This is a genomic window from Actinomadura sp. NPDC048021 (genome assembly GCF_040653135.1).
Classification (GTDB): domain Bacteria; phylum Actinomycetota; class Actinomycetes; order Streptosporangiales; family Streptosporangiaceae; genus Spirillospora; species Spirillospora verrucosospora.
This window is the reverse complement of the sequence record NZ_JBEZJQ010000003.1, coordinates 489,162-504,271: the sequence shown is the minus strand read 5'-3', so window position 1 is coordinate 504,271 and position 15,110 is coordinate 489,162. Positions and strand designations below refer to the sequence as shown.

General features: G+C 70.5%; 14 protein-coding genes and 1 riboswitch. Of the genes, 3 read left to right on the top strand and 11 right to left on the bottom strand.

The window, feature by feature from the left end:
* Positions 1 to 502 precede the first annotated feature (502 nt).
* The 4 genes from AB0C87_RS08150 to AB0C87_RS08135 form a co-directional block, all read right to left on the bottom strand.
* Entirely contained in the window at positions 503 to 826 is a 324-nt protein-coding gene (locus tag AB0C87_RS08150; RefSeq protein WP_089316904.1) for an Lsr2 family protein, read from the bottom strand.
* A gap of 973 nt (positions 827 to 1,799) precedes the next feature.
* Positions 1,800 to 2,423 carry an RDD family protein gene (locus AB0C87_RS08145; protein WP_360576892.1) on the bottom strand — a complete coding sequence of 208 codons (624 nt, stop codon included), beginning with the start codon at positions 2,421 to 2,423 and terminating at the stop codon, positions 1,800 to 1,802.
* A 7-nt stretch (positions 2,424 to 2,430) separates the two neighbouring features.
* Positions 2,431 to 3,246, bottom strand: a complete 816-nt coding sequence (locus tag AB0C87_RS08140) for an RDD family protein (RefSeq protein WP_360576891.1) — start codon at positions 3,244 to 3,246, stop codon at positions 2,431 to 2,433.
* A gap of 5 nt (positions 3,247 to 3,251) precedes the next feature.
* Entirely contained in the window at positions 3,252 to 3,779 is a 528-nt protein-coding gene (locus AB0C87_RS08135) for an amino-acid N-acetyltransferase (RefSeq protein ID WP_345179805.1), read from the bottom strand.
* A gap of 264 nt (positions 3,780 to 4,043) precedes the next feature.
* A riboswitch (cyclic di-AMP (ydaO/yuaA leader) is annotated at positions 4,044 to 4,251 on the top strand.
* Positions 4,252 to 4,254: 3 nt separating this feature from the next.
* On the opposite strand from AB0C87_RS08135, the gene AB0C87_RS08130 reads away from it, so the two are divergent.
* A complete protein-coding gene (locus tag AB0C87_RS08130) occupies positions 4,255 to 5,250 on the top strand; it encodes an NlpC/P60 family protein (protein ID WP_345179787.1) in 996 nt (331 codons plus the stop codon).
* A gap of 303 nt (positions 5,251 to 5,553) precedes the next feature.
* Here the strand turns inward: AB0C87_RS08130 and AB0C87_RS08125 are convergent, their stop codons facing one another.
* A complete protein-coding gene (locus AB0C87_RS08125) occupies positions 5,554 to 5,784 on the bottom strand; it encodes a LuxR C-terminal-related transcriptional regulator (RefSeq protein WP_021591725.1) in 231 nt (76 codons plus the stop codon).
* 389 nt (positions 5,785 to 6,173) lie between these two features.
* On the opposite strand from AB0C87_RS08125, the gene AB0C87_RS08120 reads away from it, so the two are divergent.
* Positions 6,174 to 7,295 (top strand): LacI family DNA-binding transcriptional regulator, encoded by a 1,122-nt coding sequence (locus tag AB0C87_RS08120; protein ID WP_360576890.1) that lies wholly within the window; start codon positions 6,174 to 6,176, stop codon positions 7,293 to 7,295.
* Positions 7,296 to 7,350: 55 nt separating this feature from the next.
* Complete coding sequence (locus tag AB0C87_RS08115) at positions 7,351 to 8,577, top strand: cytochrome P450 (RefSeq protein ID WP_353832271.1); 1,227 nt, start codon at positions 7,351 to 7,353, stop codon at positions 8,575 to 8,577.
* Here AB0C87_RS08115 and lysX read toward each other — a convergent pair.
* The 6 genes from lysX to panC all read right to left on the bottom strand — a co-directional run bounded on the left by lysX (position 8,564) and on the right by panC (position 15,026).
* A complete protein-coding gene (gene lysX, locus AB0C87_RS08110) occupies positions 8,564 to 10,018 on the bottom strand; it encodes a bifunctional lysylphosphatidylglycerol synthetase/lysine--tRNA ligase LysX (RefSeq protein WP_360353766.1) in 1,455 nt (484 codons plus the stop codon). The two genes, AB0C87_RS08115 and lysX, sit on opposite strands and share 14 nt — an antisense overlap.
* A gap of 89 nt (positions 10,019 to 10,107) precedes the next feature.
* Complete coding sequence (locus tag AB0C87_RS08105; protein ID WP_345179783.1) at positions 10,108 to 10,890, bottom strand: type III pantothenate kinase; 783 nt, start codon at positions 10,888 to 10,890, stop codon at positions 10,108 to 10,110.
* A gap of 14 nt (positions 10,891 to 10,904) precedes the next feature.
* Positions 10,905 to 11,762, bottom strand: coding sequence for a carboxylating nicotinate-nucleotide diphosphorylase (gene nadC, locus AB0C87_RS08100; protein ID WP_360576889.1), 858 nt, complete (start codon positions 11,760 to 11,762; stop codon positions 10,905 to 10,907).
* On the bottom strand, positions 11,759 to 13,672 hold the full coding sequence (locus AB0C87_RS08095) for an L-aspartate oxidase (RefSeq protein ID WP_360576888.1): 1,914 nt from the start codon (positions 13,670 to 13,672) through the stop codon (positions 11,759 to 11,761). The genes nadC and AB0C87_RS08095 overlap by 4 nt, the downstream gene beginning before the upstream one ends.
* 77 nt (positions 13,673 to 13,749) lie before the next feature.
* Positions 13,750 to 14,166 carry an aspartate 1-decarboxylase gene (panD, locus tag AB0C87_RS08090; RefSeq protein ID WP_089316894.1) on the bottom strand — a complete coding sequence of 139 codons (417 nt, stop codon included), beginning with the start codon at positions 14,164 to 14,166 and terminating at the stop codon, positions 13,750 to 13,752.
* Positions 14,166 to 15,026 carry a pantoate--beta-alanine ligase gene (panC, locus tag AB0C87_RS08085; RefSeq protein ID WP_360576887.1) on the bottom strand — a complete coding sequence of 287 codons (861 nt, stop codon included), beginning with the start codon at positions 15,024 to 15,026 and terminating at the stop codon, positions 14,166 to 14,168. Before panC ends, panD begins: the two co-directional genes overlap by 1 nt.
* Positions 15,027 to 15,110: the final 84 nt, after the last annotated feature.

The window sequence follows — 15,110 nt, the reverse complement described above, 5'->3', positions numbered from 1 at the left end:
TCGGTACCGATGTAGTTGTGGTTGAGCATCCTGGCCTCTTCCTGAGCCAGAACGACAACCCGCCGCGCGCGGTCGGTGAACCTCTCGAACATCTCGTCGCTCCTCACAGAGCGGTTGGGCAGAGTCCGGAACGTCCGGAACTGTCCTTCCGCATGCTAGCCCGCCCCGAGGAGGCCGCCCGGTGCACTCCCACCAGGAGACGTTCCCCAGCTATGCGCTGTTCAGTCTCATCCAACTACCGCATCGGTGCGTCATGTTCCCGCTACGCCCCAAGCGAACGAGGGGCTTTCCGCAGGTCCGTCAAGGCGCGGGCCGAGAGTGCCGAATGGGGGTGGAGTTTCCACCCGCGCGCCCTGTGTACCTCACGGCGGACTCGCCGAACCGCACAGGCGCTACGCCACAAGCGAACGACTCCGTCCCGCGAACGGGGGACGACTCACGGCACCAACGGCGAACGGCCCGCCTCGCGAACGAAGACGGGCCGCGTGCGGTCCGGGCGGGATCAGTTGGCCGCCTCGTACTGCTCGATCACGTGGGCCGGGATGCGGCCGCGCTCATTGACCTTGATGCCGTTGTTCTTGGCCCAGGCGCGGATCTCGGCGCTGCGCTCACGGCTGGACGCGCCGCGCTGCCGGCGGCGGCGGTTGACCGTGCCCGCCTTACGGGACTTCTCAACGAACGGCTGCAGCGATTCCCGCAGCTTCGTCGCGTTGGCGCCACTGAGGTCGATCTCGTAGGAGGCGCCGTCGATCGAGAACGCTACGGTCTCGTCCGCCTCGCCACCGTCGAGGTCGTCGACGAGAAGCACTTGAACCTTCTGTGCCATGGGGACAGACCTTTCAGCTTGAGCAAACTCCAATCGAGTGACAAAGATATACCTAGAACTTCGCGGATGACAATTCCGCCATCCACCGGAACCGACACTCGCGCGAAGTCGCCTTGCCGCTCGTTACCGGCTGTAATCGGCCTCGTCGTTTCGGGTGCGCACGTCCCTCGGGTCACGGCTGGGTCCGGCCGGGCGTCCATGAATTTCCAAGCGGCGGTGGCGCACCCGGGTTTTCAGGGGTGACCGGTGTCACGAGGTGGTGCGCTGACCTGCACCGCCGTCCGCGCATTGGTCCAGGTTTGCACGCGGCGGCGCGGCGATTAACCTCCCGTATCGCTACTAACCGCGTGCTCGCACTGGAATACGCGGCCGACCCCGGCACCTGATCAACCTCCGGACCGGCGGATGTGGACGAATAACGCCGGGGCGCCCCGCACCGAAATCTGTTGCCGCGGCCGGACCGCGAGAAGTCCGCGCCCTGCTCAGGACGCGGATGCGGCACACCGAGCACCATCGCCATGAAATCGGGAGATTTGGACACAATCCCACCGCCGGCCCCAGTTCTTCGGCCCGGCGCCGCCGACCCGAGCGGAGCCCTCCTCCGGCCGCACCGCCGCCACCGGCATGCCGCACGAAAGGTCCGTTCCAAGGGCGAGAGCTCGCCATCCGGAGTAAGTCCACGGCCGCCGACAAGCGGCGTCGTTCCGGTCACCGCAACACCATCGGAGGGAACTGTCAAAGCGGAGGCGACGTCCGGGACGAGACACATCCCACCGGTTTCAGGACCGTAACCAGAACGAGCGGGCATATGCCGTCGACACCTCGGACGTCCGGAAACAGCGGCCATCTCGACCAAAGCATGTATGGCACATGCGAGTGGACCAGGGCATGCGTCCGGCCGCGCCCGTGAGTGCGCGGTATCGGACGGGTGTTATCGGACCCCGCACGCACTCCCGGTGCGGCGGAGAGGGCCTCAGAAGGCCGAGGATTCGGGCCGCGGGCGTTTTACCACGAGGGTGCCCGCGAGCCTGTCATGAACAGCCTGGCGGCGACTGCCCTCGAACAGGACCCCCGCGTTCACGACCCAGAAGACGCTCGCGAGCAGACCGAGTACCGGAATCGGACGCAGCCCGATCGGCACCGAATAGACGGCGGCCCGCAGAACGCAGCGCAGAACGTCCGGGCGCGTGGACGCGTCCACGACCTCAGCACCGTTGGGAGCGGCGGCCTCCGCAGGCTCGGGGGCCGCCACGGGCACGAAACCCGGCACGGACACGGGAAGGGCCGACACGTCGCCGAGACCGGTGCTCCCGCCCGCTCCGCCGCTCCCCTCTGGCGACGCTTCAGGGGCCTCCTGAGCCGTCGCAGCGACCACCTCGATGCCCGCGACGCGCTTGCCGAGCGTCCGGCCCCAGAGGGCGAGCTGGACCGCCTCGTACAGCAGCATGCATCCGGCCACGGCGGACGGGGCGATGACGTCCGCCGTGTGCCCGGACACTAGTTCGCGGACGACGAGAACGACGGGAACTCCGACGACGAGCGTGTCGACGACGCGTGCCAGGAGCCTCTGCCCCGGCTCGGCGAGCGTTGCCGCCATCGTGGCCTTAGCCCGCGTACTCGGAGTACTCGGAGTCGTCATATCCGACCCGCTCGTCGATGACGAGCGTGCCGGCGAAGCGATCGTGCAGCGACTGGTGCAGAGGCTGATCCCAGATCGCCCACAGGTAGGCCATCAGGGCGCCCGCCCAGACCAGCACCATCCCGTACGCGGCGTAGTCCCACACCATCACCGCCAGGACGAGGAAGAAGAACACGCCGAGCTGGTAACCGACGTGGGTGATCCCGGCACGCCAGACAGCCTGCGTCGTGGTGATCGGGGTGCCCGCGGGCCTCGCCTGAACGACCCCCAGGCCCAGAACACGCTTCCCCAGCGTCCGTCCCCACATGGACAACTGCACGGCCTCATAGATGAACGGCAGCACAGACAGGACACAGAAGAGGGTGAAGATGATGGGCCAGTTCCACACACCGCCCTCGTCCTCCGTCTTGCTGCCCGGCTTGCCCAGACCGAACGCGCCGATCGTCACCGGCAGGACGAGTGCGAACCCGAAGACCGCGACGAGCGCGTTGTCGATGATTCGCGCGCCCGCCCTACGGTGAATGGGCGCCAGCGCCACGTCACCGCCGCCGTCGTAGGAACCGCCGCCGTCGTACGAGCCGTAGTCCTCGTAGGCGGGCTGCTGGTTCCACTGCTGCTGCTGCGTCTGCCACTGCTGCTGGGGCTGCTGTTCCCACTGCTGCTGCGAAGACGGCTGCTGTGGTTGCTGCCACTGAGAACCTTGGTACGGAGGGGGCGGGCCGTAGGAACCCTGCCCCTGCTGGGGCTGGTAAGGCCGCCCGCGGTGGGGGGAATCGCTCATTCGGGTCAGTCCTCCAGGCGAAGCAACATCCGGGTGTTGCCCAACGTATTCGGCTTGACCCGGTCGAGGTCCAAGAACTCTGCCACGCCTTCGTCGTAGGAGCGGAGAAGTTCCTCGTACACCTCTGGCGACACCGGAGTCCCCAGGATCTGCTGGAAGCCGTGGCGAGCGAAGAACTCCACCTCGAAGGTAAGGCAAAACACCCGGCGGACGCCGAGTTCTCGCGCGTTCTCCAGGAGGCGGGTCACGATGCGGTGCCCGATTCCCCGTCCGCCGCATCCCTTGTCCACGGCGACCGAGCGGACCTCCGCGAGGTCCTCCCACATGACATGGAGCGCGCCGCAGCCGATGATCGGCCCGGGCGTCCCGTGCTGCACGTCCTCGGCGACCCAGAACTCCTGGACGTCCTCGTACAGCTTGACCGTCGTCTTCTTCAGCAGGCGACGCCCCGACCCGGCGTACAGGTCGACGAGCCTGCGGATCTCCTGGACGTCGGCGGTACGGGCACGCCGGATCACGACTTCCACAAACAGGCGAGATTATCGAACGCCGCAGCGCACCAGGGCACGCCCTCCCACCCTTCCGCGCCGGGCGGCGCGCGCTACTGACTAGATAAAAGGGGCCAGGTACTGCCAGGGGTCGTCCGAGAGGGGGGCCACAACACCGCGCGCGGGACGCGTCCGCCCGGCGTTCTCCTCGTTCACCGCGCCGCGTGACCTGCGAATTCGCATGTTCTGGTTGGCATCCAATGCGGGGTCCGTTAGTGTCCTGCGCTGACGTCGGCCCACCGCAGGACGGGGGCCGATCCGCCGAGTCCCCCGGGTCGCAACCAGCTGCCCGAGGAGCCGGGGACCCACTTTCGGAGCGTTTCGGGAGATCTCCCTGAGCGACCGAATGCGAGGGGTGAATCCGCGACCGCGGGCGATCGGTTCGCTCACGGGCGCGGACGGGCTGCTCCGGCCCCGACCCGTCAGCTGACCCGGTAGGCGGCTGAGGAGAGGAGTATTCGTGAAGCGATCGCGGCATGCTTCCCTTTCACGCTTCCGGGGGCGCGCGACCATCGTGGTCGGCGCGCTCGCCGTCGTTTCGGCCGCTCCGCACGCGATCGCCCCGCAGACGATCGCCGTCGCGCACGCCGACCCCGAGCCCTCCGCCAAGGAGCTGAGGACGAAGGCGCTCAAGCTCGCCGACCAGCTGGAGCAGCTCACCGAGCAGTACAACGGGCTCAAGGTCAGGCTCGCCCAGTCGCAGCGCGCCGCCAAGGTCGCCACGGAGAACGCCAAGCGGCAGGAGAAGACGCTGGAGACGCTCCGCCAGAAGGTCGGATCCCTCGCGGCGACGAGCTACATGCAGGGCGGCTCCGACCCCACGGTGTCGTTCGTCGCCTCCCAGGACCCCCAGTCCGTCCTCGACCAGGCCGCGACCCTCCACTACTTCGCCAAGCAGGACAGCACCCAGGTGCTCGGGCTGATGCAGGCCATGCAGTCCGCTCAGCGGGCCCGCAAGTCGGCCGAGGCCCGCGCCAAGCAGGTGAAGGAACTGAAGACGCAGCTCGACTCGCAGCGCACGAAGATCACCGACGCCTACGAGAAGATCCGCGGCAAGCTCGTCGACAAGGACCCGACCCAGCTCGCCAAGCTCCCCGTCATCGGCACCGGCAAGGCGGCGCAGGCGCTCCGCTACGCGATGAGCAAGATCGGCCGCCCGTACGTGTGGGGCGCCGCCGGTCCGACCACCTTCGACTGCTCCGGCCTCACGATGTGGGCTTACAAGCAGGTCGGCATCAACCTGCCGCACTACACCGGCAGCCAGTGGAACGCCGGAACGCACGTGTCGCGCAGTGAGCTCCAGCCGGGCGACCTCGTCTTCTTCTACGCCGACCTGCACCACATGGGGATCTACGTCGGCGGCGGCAAGATGCTGCACGCCCCGCACACCGGCGACGTCGTGAAGATCGCCTCCATGGACGGGCGCCCCTTCGCCGGCGGCGTCCGCGTCGCCTAGAACTCCGCCGTCGCGCGACCGGCCAGTCCGGTCAACGCATGGCGTGCCGGCCGACCGCGGTGTCGAGTGACGCATCGCCACGGCGTAGGCCGGTCAGTCTGGTCGTGAGGGATGAAGCCTGCCGGAGATCAGGGCGGGTCAGGTGGCCTGTCAGGCCCGAACGCCGTCCGCGGCGACGCCTCCTGCAGGGACCTACCTGCCAGGGCGCGGGCGCCGCCGCTGCGGGGGTGGACGGAATTCGGATCAACCGCCGTTTCTCCGGGTGACGCTCGCCGTCCCCTGGCGAGCGTCGGGGGTGCCTCGCTAGATGAGCTGCCTCCGGGCCGCCCACACCACGGCCTCGATAGGGGTGTTGACCTCCAGCCGGTCGCAGATCGTCCGCAGCCGGCGCCGCAAGGTCCGAGCGCTCAGTTCCAGCTTGCGTGCCGCCACATCGGCGGTGACACCGCTGGCGATCTGGGCGAGCAGCCGGATCTCTTCCTCGCTCAGCCCGAAATCGTCGGTGCCACGACGTGCGAGTGTGGCTGTTTCCACTCCGTCCTCCCTCGTCCGTGGTGATGACCGCGGGGATGCAGCCGTCCGCTGCACAGGCACGGGTTGGGCCTCGATCTGTACGCGCGTTGGGTTGCCGGGTCCGGACCCTTCCGGACTTAGATCATCGGGTTCCTTTTCTGTCTCGCGCGCTTGGCCGGAGGTGGCCGCGTGGCCGATTGCGGGGGTGTACGGGGGAACTCCGGGTGACGATTCACTCGTTGGCCTGCCGAGAAAGACGGGATGTGATCGCCAGCCATCCGCCCGTCCCCTCTCGCCGCACCCACCGGTCCTCGCGGTGAACGAAGATCGTGAATCGTTTCAAGCTACGCTTCGGCTCGGAACGCTAGGCGGCCGGATCCGGCCCGTCAAGCGCCGGTCAAGAGCGTTGTGTGCCCGATCGCTCACCATGTGTGACCGTGCATTCGGCGCCCCGCCATGCCAAACTCCACTACCTGGGAAAACGCCCATGGAGCGGGACGAGGAGCGAGTTGCCACAGACCAGTATTCGTGAGGTCGCGAGGCGTGCTGGAGTCTCAGTTGGGACCGTTTCGAATGTCCTAAACCGGCCAGATCTCGTGGCCGAAGCTACCCGTGACCGCGTCCGCGCCGCGATCGAGGAGCTCGGATTCGTCCGCAACGAGTCCGCGCGCCGGCTCCGCACGGGCCCCGAGCGGACCGCGGGCGAGTTCGGCGACCAGCCGCGCCGGGCGTTCGGCGTCCTCGTCGAGGACCTCACCAACCCCTACGCGACCGACGTCGCCCGGGGCGCCGAGGAGGCGCTCAACGCCGCGGGCCACGACGCCCTGTGGCTGTCCAGCGACCACTCCCCCCGCAAGGAGCGCCGCCTGCTGGAACTGCTCGCCGACCAGCGGGCCGCCGGGGCCCTGGTCATCCCGGTCGGGATCGGCCCCCGCGACATCTCCCGGCTGCGCGCCGCGGGCATGAGCGTGGTGCTGATCGACCGGGACGCCTCCGACGTGTGCTCCGCCCGGGTCGACCACGTGGCGGGCGGCGAGGCCGCCGCCGCGTACCTCCTCGGCATCGGACGCGATCGCATCGCGTTCGTGACCGGGATCCCCGAGCCGCAGCCCTGCGTGGAGCGCCGCGACGGGGCCGCCCGCACGATCGTCGAGGCGGGCCTCGGCAAGCCCCCGGTCCTGGTCAAGGACGCCCTGAGCCCCACGGAGGGGCAGGCCGCGGCGCACCAGATCATGGCCATGTCTCCCGTGCCCGACGGCGTCTTCTGCGCCAACGACCTGCTCGCGATCGGCCTGATCAACGAGCTGACCCGGCTCGGCGTCCGCGTCCCCGAGGACATCGCCGTGATCGGTTACGACGACATCGAGCTCGCGGCGAGCGCCGCCGTGCCGCTCACCACCGTCCGCCAGCCGCGCCGCGAGCTCGGCTGGGAGGCCGCCGAGCTGGCGATGGCCGAGATCGGCGAAGGCAAGTCCCACCAGCACCGCCAGGTCGTCCAGCGGCCCGACCTGGTGATCCGAGAAAGCGCTTAGCGTCCCGCGGCCGGCGCTGTTGACATCGCGTCCAGGATTCGGGTCCGCTGGAGGCATGGAGGACAGGACGGGTCAGGCGGGCCAGGCGGGGGCGACCGCGATACTCGGCTTCGATCCGGGCGACCCGGCGTTCCGCGCCGATCCCTACGCCCATTACCGGACGCTCCGAGCCGCCGGTCAGCCCCTGCACCGGACGGACGTCGGTCTGCGCGTCACCGCGTCCCACGAACTGTGCGAGCGGGTCCTGCGCGATCCGCGGTTCGGGCACCGTCCGTCGGGCGGCCGCATGTGGCGCGACATGCCGGCGCGGCACCGGTCGTTCCTGACCATGGATCCGCCCGACCACACGCGGCTGCGCCGGCTCGTCAGCAAGGCGTTCACGCCCCGGCTCGTGGAGCGGCTGCGGCCCCGGGTCGAGGAGCTCGTCGACGCGCTGCTGCGGCCGCTCTCCGGCGAGGTCGACCTGATCGCGACGCTGGCCTACCCGCTGCCCGTCATCGTGATCAGCGAGATGCTCGGCGTTCCCGCCGAGGACCGCGACCTGTTCAAGGGCTGGTCGGACAGCCTCGCGCGCGGCCTGGACCCGGATTTCCTGCTGCCGGAGGCCGAGATCGCCCAGCGGGACGCCGCGCGCGACGAGTTCGCGGAGTACTTCCGGGTGCTGGCCGCCAAGCGCCGGGCCGAGCCGCGCGACGACCTCCTGAGCGCCCTCGTGGGGGTTTCCGACGGCGGAGACGTCCTGTCGGAGCAGGAGCTGCTGGCGACCTGCATCCTGCTGCTCGTCGCGGGCCACGAGACGACCGTGAACCTCATCGGGAACGGCGCGCTGGCGCTGCTCCGCGATCCCGCGCAGTTGCGGGTGTTTCGGGAGCGGCCGGACAACGCGCGGGCGGCGGTGGAGGAGCTGCTGCGCTTCGACCCGCCGGTGCAGCTGACCCTGCGGTCCGCGCTGGAGGACGTCGACCTGGACGGCACCCTCGTCGAGCGCGGGAAGCTCGTCCTCCTGCTGACGGGAGCCGCCAACCGGGACCCGGCGGTCTTCGACGACCCCGACCGGCTGGACCTGCTCCGCTACGCGGACGGACGCGACACGCCGAAGCACCTGTCGTTCGGCCACGGCGCGCACTTCTGCCTCGGGGCGCCGCTGGCCCGGCTGGAGGGCCGCGTCGCGCTCGGCAAGCTGTTCGAGCGCGACGTGGCCCTCGCCGCCGGCGACCTCGTCTACCGCGACAACCTCGTGCTGCGGGGGCTGCGCGACCTTCCGGTCGTCATTCGGGCTTGACCAGCGGGAACAGGATCGTGTCGCGGATCCCCTTGCCGGTGAACGCCATGATCATGCGGTCGATGCCGGCGCCCATCCCGCCGGTGGGGGGCATCGCGTACTCCAGGGCGCGCAGGAAGTCCTCGTCCAGTTGCATGGCCTCGGGGTCGCCTCCCGCGGCGAGCAGCGACTGCTCGGTGAGGCGGCGGCGCTGCTCGATCGGGTCGACCAGCTCGGAGTAGGCGGTGCCGAGCTCCGTGCCGAACCCGATGAGGTCCCACTTCTCGGTGAGCAGCGGCTCCTCGCGGTGCTGGCGGGTCAGCGGGGACGTTTCGACCGGGTAGTCCATGACGAACGTGGGCTGGACGAGGGTGTGCTCGACCAGCTCCTCGAAGAGCTCCTGGACGAGCTTGCCCTGCCCCCACTTGGGATCCCAGGAGATCTCGCGGGCGTCCGCGAGCTTGCGCACCGACTCGATCGGCGTGTGCGGCGTGATCTCCTCGCCGAGCGCCTCCGACACCGCTCCGTACAGGGTGATCCGCGGCCACTCCGCGAGACCGAGGTCGATCTCGACGCCGTCATGGACGACCACGGTGGTGTCGAGGGCGGCGACGACCGCCTTCTGGTACATCCGCTGGGTCAGGTCGGCCATGTCGTTGTAGTCGAGGTAGGTCCCGTAGGCCTCGATCATCGTGAACTCGGGGTTGTGCGTGGAGTCCGCGCCCTCGTTGCGGAAGTTGCGGTTGATCTCGAAGACCTTCTCGATCCCGCCGACGACGAGCCGCTTGAGGTACAGCTCGATCGCGATGCGCAGGTAGAGGTCCATGTCGTAGGCGTTGATGTGCGTCTTGAACGGGCGCGCCGCGGCCCCACCGTGGATCGGCTGGAGCATGGGCGTCTCGACCTCGAGGTAGCCCTCCTCGTGCCAGAAGTCGCGGACCGCGCGGACGGTCGCGCTGCGCAGCCGCGCCATCCGCCGCGCCTCGTCGTTGACGATCAGGTCGACGTAGCGCTGCCGGACCCGCGCCTCCGGGTCGGTCAGGCCGGCGTGCTTCTCCGGCAGCGGCCGCAGGCACTTGGAGGTGATCGCGAACCGGTCCGCCATGATGGACAGCTCGCCGCGGCGGGAGGTGATGATCTCGCCCTCGACGCCGACGTGGTCGCCGAGGTCGACCTCGCGCTTCCAGAAGTCGAGCTGCTCCTGCCCGACCTTGGCCAGCGACAGCATGACCTGGAGGTCGCCGCCGGCGTCCCGGATGGTGGCGAAGCACAGCTTCCCGGTGTTGCGGATCAGCATGACGCGACCGGTGACGCCCGCCTTCTCGCCCGTCTCGGTGCCCGGCTCCAGGCCGGTGTGTTTCGCGCGGATCTCGGCGGTCGTCGCCGTCCGCGGGAAGGTCACCGGGTAGGGGTCGATCCCGCTCTCGCGGAGCCGGTCGAGCTTCTCCCGGCGCACGCGCATCTGCTCCGGGAGCTCGTCGAAGGTCTCGTCACTCACATCGCAAGGCTATCCAGCCCGTCCGGTGCGGGCGAACGAGTTCGCGCCGGACGTCAGGGAGTGTTCCGCTCGTAGATCAGCCGGAGGCCGATGAGGGTGAGCCACGGCTCGAACTCGTCGATGCTGCGGGACTCCTCCAGGACGAGCGGGGCGAGGCCGCCGGTGGCGATGACCGTGACCTCTTCCGGGTCCTCGGCGAGCTCCTCCGACATGCGCTCGACGATGCCGTCCACCTGGCCGGCGAAGCCGAAGATGATCCCGGACTGCAGCGCCTCGACGGTGTTCTTGGCGATCACGTTGCGCGGCCGGACCAGCTCGATCTTGTGGAGCTGCGCGCCGCGGGAGGACAGCGCGTCGATCGAGATCTCGATGCCGGGGGCGATCGCGCCGCCCACGTACTCGCCCTTGGCGGACACCGCGTCGAAGGTGGTGGCGGTTCCGAAGTCGACCACGATCGCCGGCCCGCCGTGGGTGTGGACGGCGGCGAGCGCGTTGACGATGCGGTCGGCGCCGACCTCCTTCGGGTTGTCCATCCGGACGGGGACGCCGGTCTTGACGCCCGGCTCCACGATGACCGCGGACACGTCGCCGTAGTAGCGGCGGCACATCTCCCGCATCTCGTGCAGGACGGAGGGCACCGTGGAGCACAGCGCGATGCCGCTGATGTCGGTGTCGGCCAGCAGCGGGCTCTGCTGGACGAGTCCCTGCAGGACCACCGCGATCTCGTCGGCCGTGCGCCGCGGATCGGTGTTGATCCTCCAGTGCTCGATCACCTCGTCGCCTTCGAAGAGACCGAGAACGGTCTGGGTGTTACCGACGTCGATGGTCAGCAGCATCAGGTCCCCGCTGTTCAGGTGAAGTCAAGGCCGATGTCGAACACGCGCGCCGAGTGCGTCAGCGCGCCGACGGCAAGGTAGTCCACCCCGGTCACGGCGACGTCTCGGGCCCGCTCCAGGGTAAGGCCACCACTGGCCTCGAGCTCCGCCCGCCCTGCCACGAGCCGGACCGCGTCGGTCATCTCGGCGTCGGTCATGTTATCGAGCAGGATGCTCGTGGCTCCCACCCCCAGGGCCTCTTCGACCTGCGCGAGGGTGTCGCACTCCACCTGGACGTGGAGGGACGGGTACACGGCGCGGATCGCCTCGTACGCCTTGGTGACGCCGCTGGCCGCCGCGATGTGGTTGTCCTTGATGAGCGCGGCGTCGTGCAGGCCCATCCGGTGGTTGACGCCGCCTCCGCAGTGCACCGCGTACTTCTGCAGGGCCCGCAGGCCGGGAAGGGTCTTGCGGGTGTCGCGGACCTTCGCCTTGGTGCCCTCCATGGCGTCCATCCACCGGCGGGTGGCGGTCGCGATTCCGGACAGATGCGTGAGGAGGTTCAGAGCCGTCCTCTCCGCCCTGAGGATCGCCCGGGTCGCGCCGCTGACCGCGATGAGGACCTGCCCGGGCACGACGCGGTCGCCGTCCTCGACCTCCGCCTCGTAGGCGACGTCCAGGAGCTCGAAGACGACGCACGCCACCGGGACGCCCGCGACGACGCCCTCCTCGCGCGCCCTCAGCTCCCCGCTCGCGGTGTCCTGCGGCGCGAAGATCGGGGTGCTGGTGACGTCGACCTCGCCGTCCTCGGCCAGCGCCGTCCGGACGAGGTTTTCCACAGCCTGTGGATCCAGCCCGGCGGCGGTCAGCCTCTGCGAGAGTTCCGGTGTCATGAGCGCTTCCCTTCCAGAGATTCGTAGGTGGTCGTCAGGACGTTCCCCGCCAGCCGGGTGACGAGGTGGCCGCGCCACGTCCCGTCCGCGCGCTCGGGGAAGTCCTCCCGCCAGTGGCTCCCGCGCGTCTCCTCCCGCCGCCGCGCGGCCGTCACGATCGCGCACGCGACGGTGTACAGGTTGGTGGCCTCCCAGGCCTCCACCCCGGGCTCCGCGGTCCCGCGCCCGAGCCCCTCCAGTTCGCGCGCCGCGGCCTCCAGCCCGTCGGCCCGCCGCAGGACCCCCGCGTAGGAGGTCATGATCCGCTGGATCTCCCCCCGCAACGCCGGCTCCAGCAACCCGCCCGACTCGCCACCCGTGGCTCCGTACACGTCCTGCACGGCTCCCGCCGGGCCCTGCCCAGGCACCGGACCGGCCTGCCCGGTCGCCGAGACGGCGCCCTCATGCCTCGCCGAGACGGCCTGCTCGGGGGCTGGCGCGGCCTGGCCCCAAGCGGGAGCAGCCTGCGCGGGCACCGGAACAGCTTGCGCCGGGGCCGAGACAGCCTGCACAGGGGTTGGCTCGGCCTGCTCGGGGGCTGGCGCGGCCTGCTCCAGGGGTGGCGGGGTGGTGGGTGTGTGGTTCGAAAGGAGGTCAGGGGCTGGTGCGGCGGGGGGCGGGTGGGAGGCGGGGAGGTCGTCCGAGAGGGCTTCGGCGATTCTGGCGGCGAAGACCAGGCCTTCCAGGAGGGAGTTGGAGGCGAGGCGGTTCGCACCGTGGACGCCCGTGCAGGCGACCTCGCCGCAGGCGTACAGGCCGGGGACGGATGTGCGACCGTGCAGGTCCGTGCGCACGCCACCGCTGGCGTGGTGGGCGGCGGGCACGATCGGGATGGGCTCGGTCACCGGGTCGATGCCGTGGTGGCGGCACGCGGCCAGGATGGTCGGGAACCGGGTCTCCCACATCGCCGCGCCGAAGTGGCGGCCGTCGAGCAGCATGTGGGACGCGCCCGTCTCGCGCATCCGGGTCATGATCCCCTTGGTGACGACGTCGCGGGGGGCCAGCTCGGCGAGCTCGTGGCGTCCGGTCATGAAGCGCACGCCGGCGTGGTCGACCAGGTGCGCGCCCTCGCCGCGGACGGCCTCGGAGATCAGCGGCTGCTGTCCGGTCGCGCCCTCGCCGAGCCACAGCACGGTCGGGTGGAACTGGACGAACTCCAGGTCGGTGACCTCGGCCCCGGCGCGCAGCGCGAGCGCGACGCCGTCGCCCGTGGAGACCTCGGGATTGGTGGTGGCGGTGAACACCTGGCCGAGCCCGCCGGTGGCGAGCACGACGGCGCGGGCGCGGACGGCGCCGACGCCGCCGGGCTGCCCCTCGCCCATGACGTGCAGGGTGACGCCCGCGGCGCGTCCCGCGGCGTCCTTCAGCAGGTCCAGGACCAGGGCGTGCTCGATCACCTCGACGCCCGAGTCCTTGAGCTCGGCGAGCAGGGCGCGGCTGATCTCGGCGCCGGTGGCGTCCCCGCCCGCGTGCGCGATGCGGCGCCGGTGGTGGCCGCCCTCGCGGGTGAGCGCGATGTCGCCGCCGGAGCGGTCGAAGGCCGTGCCGAGGTCGATCAGGCTGCGGACCGCGTCCGGCCCCTCGGTGACGAGGGCCCGGACGGCGTCCTCGTCGCAGACGCCGACACCCGCGGTGAGGGTGTCGGCCAGGTGCTCCTCGGGGGTGTCGTCGGGCGCGAGCGCGGCGGCGATGCCGCCCTGCGCCCACCGGGTCGACCCGGCGTCCAGGAGGGCCTTGGTGACGAGCAGCACCCGGCCGTGGGGGCGGCAGCGCAGCGCGGCGACCAGGCCGGCGATGCCGGACCCGATGACGACGACGTCGGCGTCGGCGGTCCAGCCGGGCGCGGGGGCGTGCAGAACGGAAGGGATCACGAGCCCTCCTCCGGGGTCGGTTCTCGTCATTATGACCCTAACCCCGGAGCGGCCGAACCCCCGGCCCCCGCCGAAGGTCAGTTTCGGATCAGGTCGCCCCGGGTCGTGCTGGTGCCGGGCACCGGCTCGGCCGGGTCCGAGCCCAGCGAAATGATCTTGTTGGAGCGGTCGACGTGGACGACGGCGGGGACGAACTCGCGGGCCTCGGCGTCGGTCATCTGCGCGTAGCTGATGATGATGACCAGGTCGCCGGGCTGCACGAGGCGGGCGGCGGCGCCGTTGATCCCGATGACGCCGGAGCCGCGCTCGCCTGCGATCAGGTAGGTCTCCAGGCGGGCGCCGTTGTCGATGTCGACGATCGAGACCTGCTCGCCGGGCAGCAGGTCGGCGGCGTCCATCAGGTCCTGGTCGATGGTCAGCGAGCCGACGTAATGCAGGTCCGCCTGGGTCACCGTGGCGCGGTGGATCTTCGACTTGAACATCGTCCGGAACATCAGTGCTCCTTGCCGAGCTGGAGGGGAACGTTGTCGATGAGGTGGGTGGCGCCGACGCGGCCCGCGACGGCGAGGACGGCCCGGCCGGAGTGCGGTCCGGTGATCTCGGTGAAGGTCGACGGGTCGACAAGGACCAGGTAGTCCAGGGCGAGGGGCGGGTCGGCGGCCTCGGCCTCGGAGAGGACGGCGCGCGCGGCCGCCAGGACGGCGTCCGGGCCGGAGGCGGCGGCGTCGGCCCCGGACCGCAGGGCGCGCGAGAGGGCGAGCGCGGTCAGGCGTTCGGGGGCGGACAGGTAGCGGTTGCGGCTCGACAGCGCCAGCCCGTCCGGCTCGCGGACGGTCGGCGCGCCGATCACCTCCACGGGGACGTTCAGGTCGGCGACCATCCGCCGGATCATCGCGAGCTGCTGCGCGTCCTTCTCCCCGAAGACCGCCACGTCGGGGCGGACGAGGTTGAGCAGCTTCAGCACGACGGTGAGCATCCCGTCGAAGTGGCCGGGACGCGCGGCCCCCTCGACGACCTCGCCCATGGGCCCCGACTTGATCGTGACCTGCGGCTCCTCCGGGTACATGACCTCGCGCGCCGGCGCGAACACGAAGTCCACGCCCTCGGCGGCACATGCCTCCAGGTCGGCGGCGAACGTGCGGGGGTAGCGGTCGAAGTCCTCGCCCGGCCCGAACTGGAGCGGGTTGACGAAGACGCTGACCGCGACCGCGTCCGCCCTGCGGCGGGCCTCCCGCATCAGCGACAGGTGCCCCTCGTGCAGGGCGCCCATGGTCGGGACGAGCGCCAGCGTCCCCCCGGTCTTCGACCGGGCCTGCGCCAGTTCCTCGCGCGTGCGCGCGACGATCGGTGTCACGACGCGTCCGTCCCCTCACGCGACGGCGGGCGCCGGCCGGGGCCGCGCTCGCCGGAAACGCCAGAAACCAATGCCGTTCCCTTC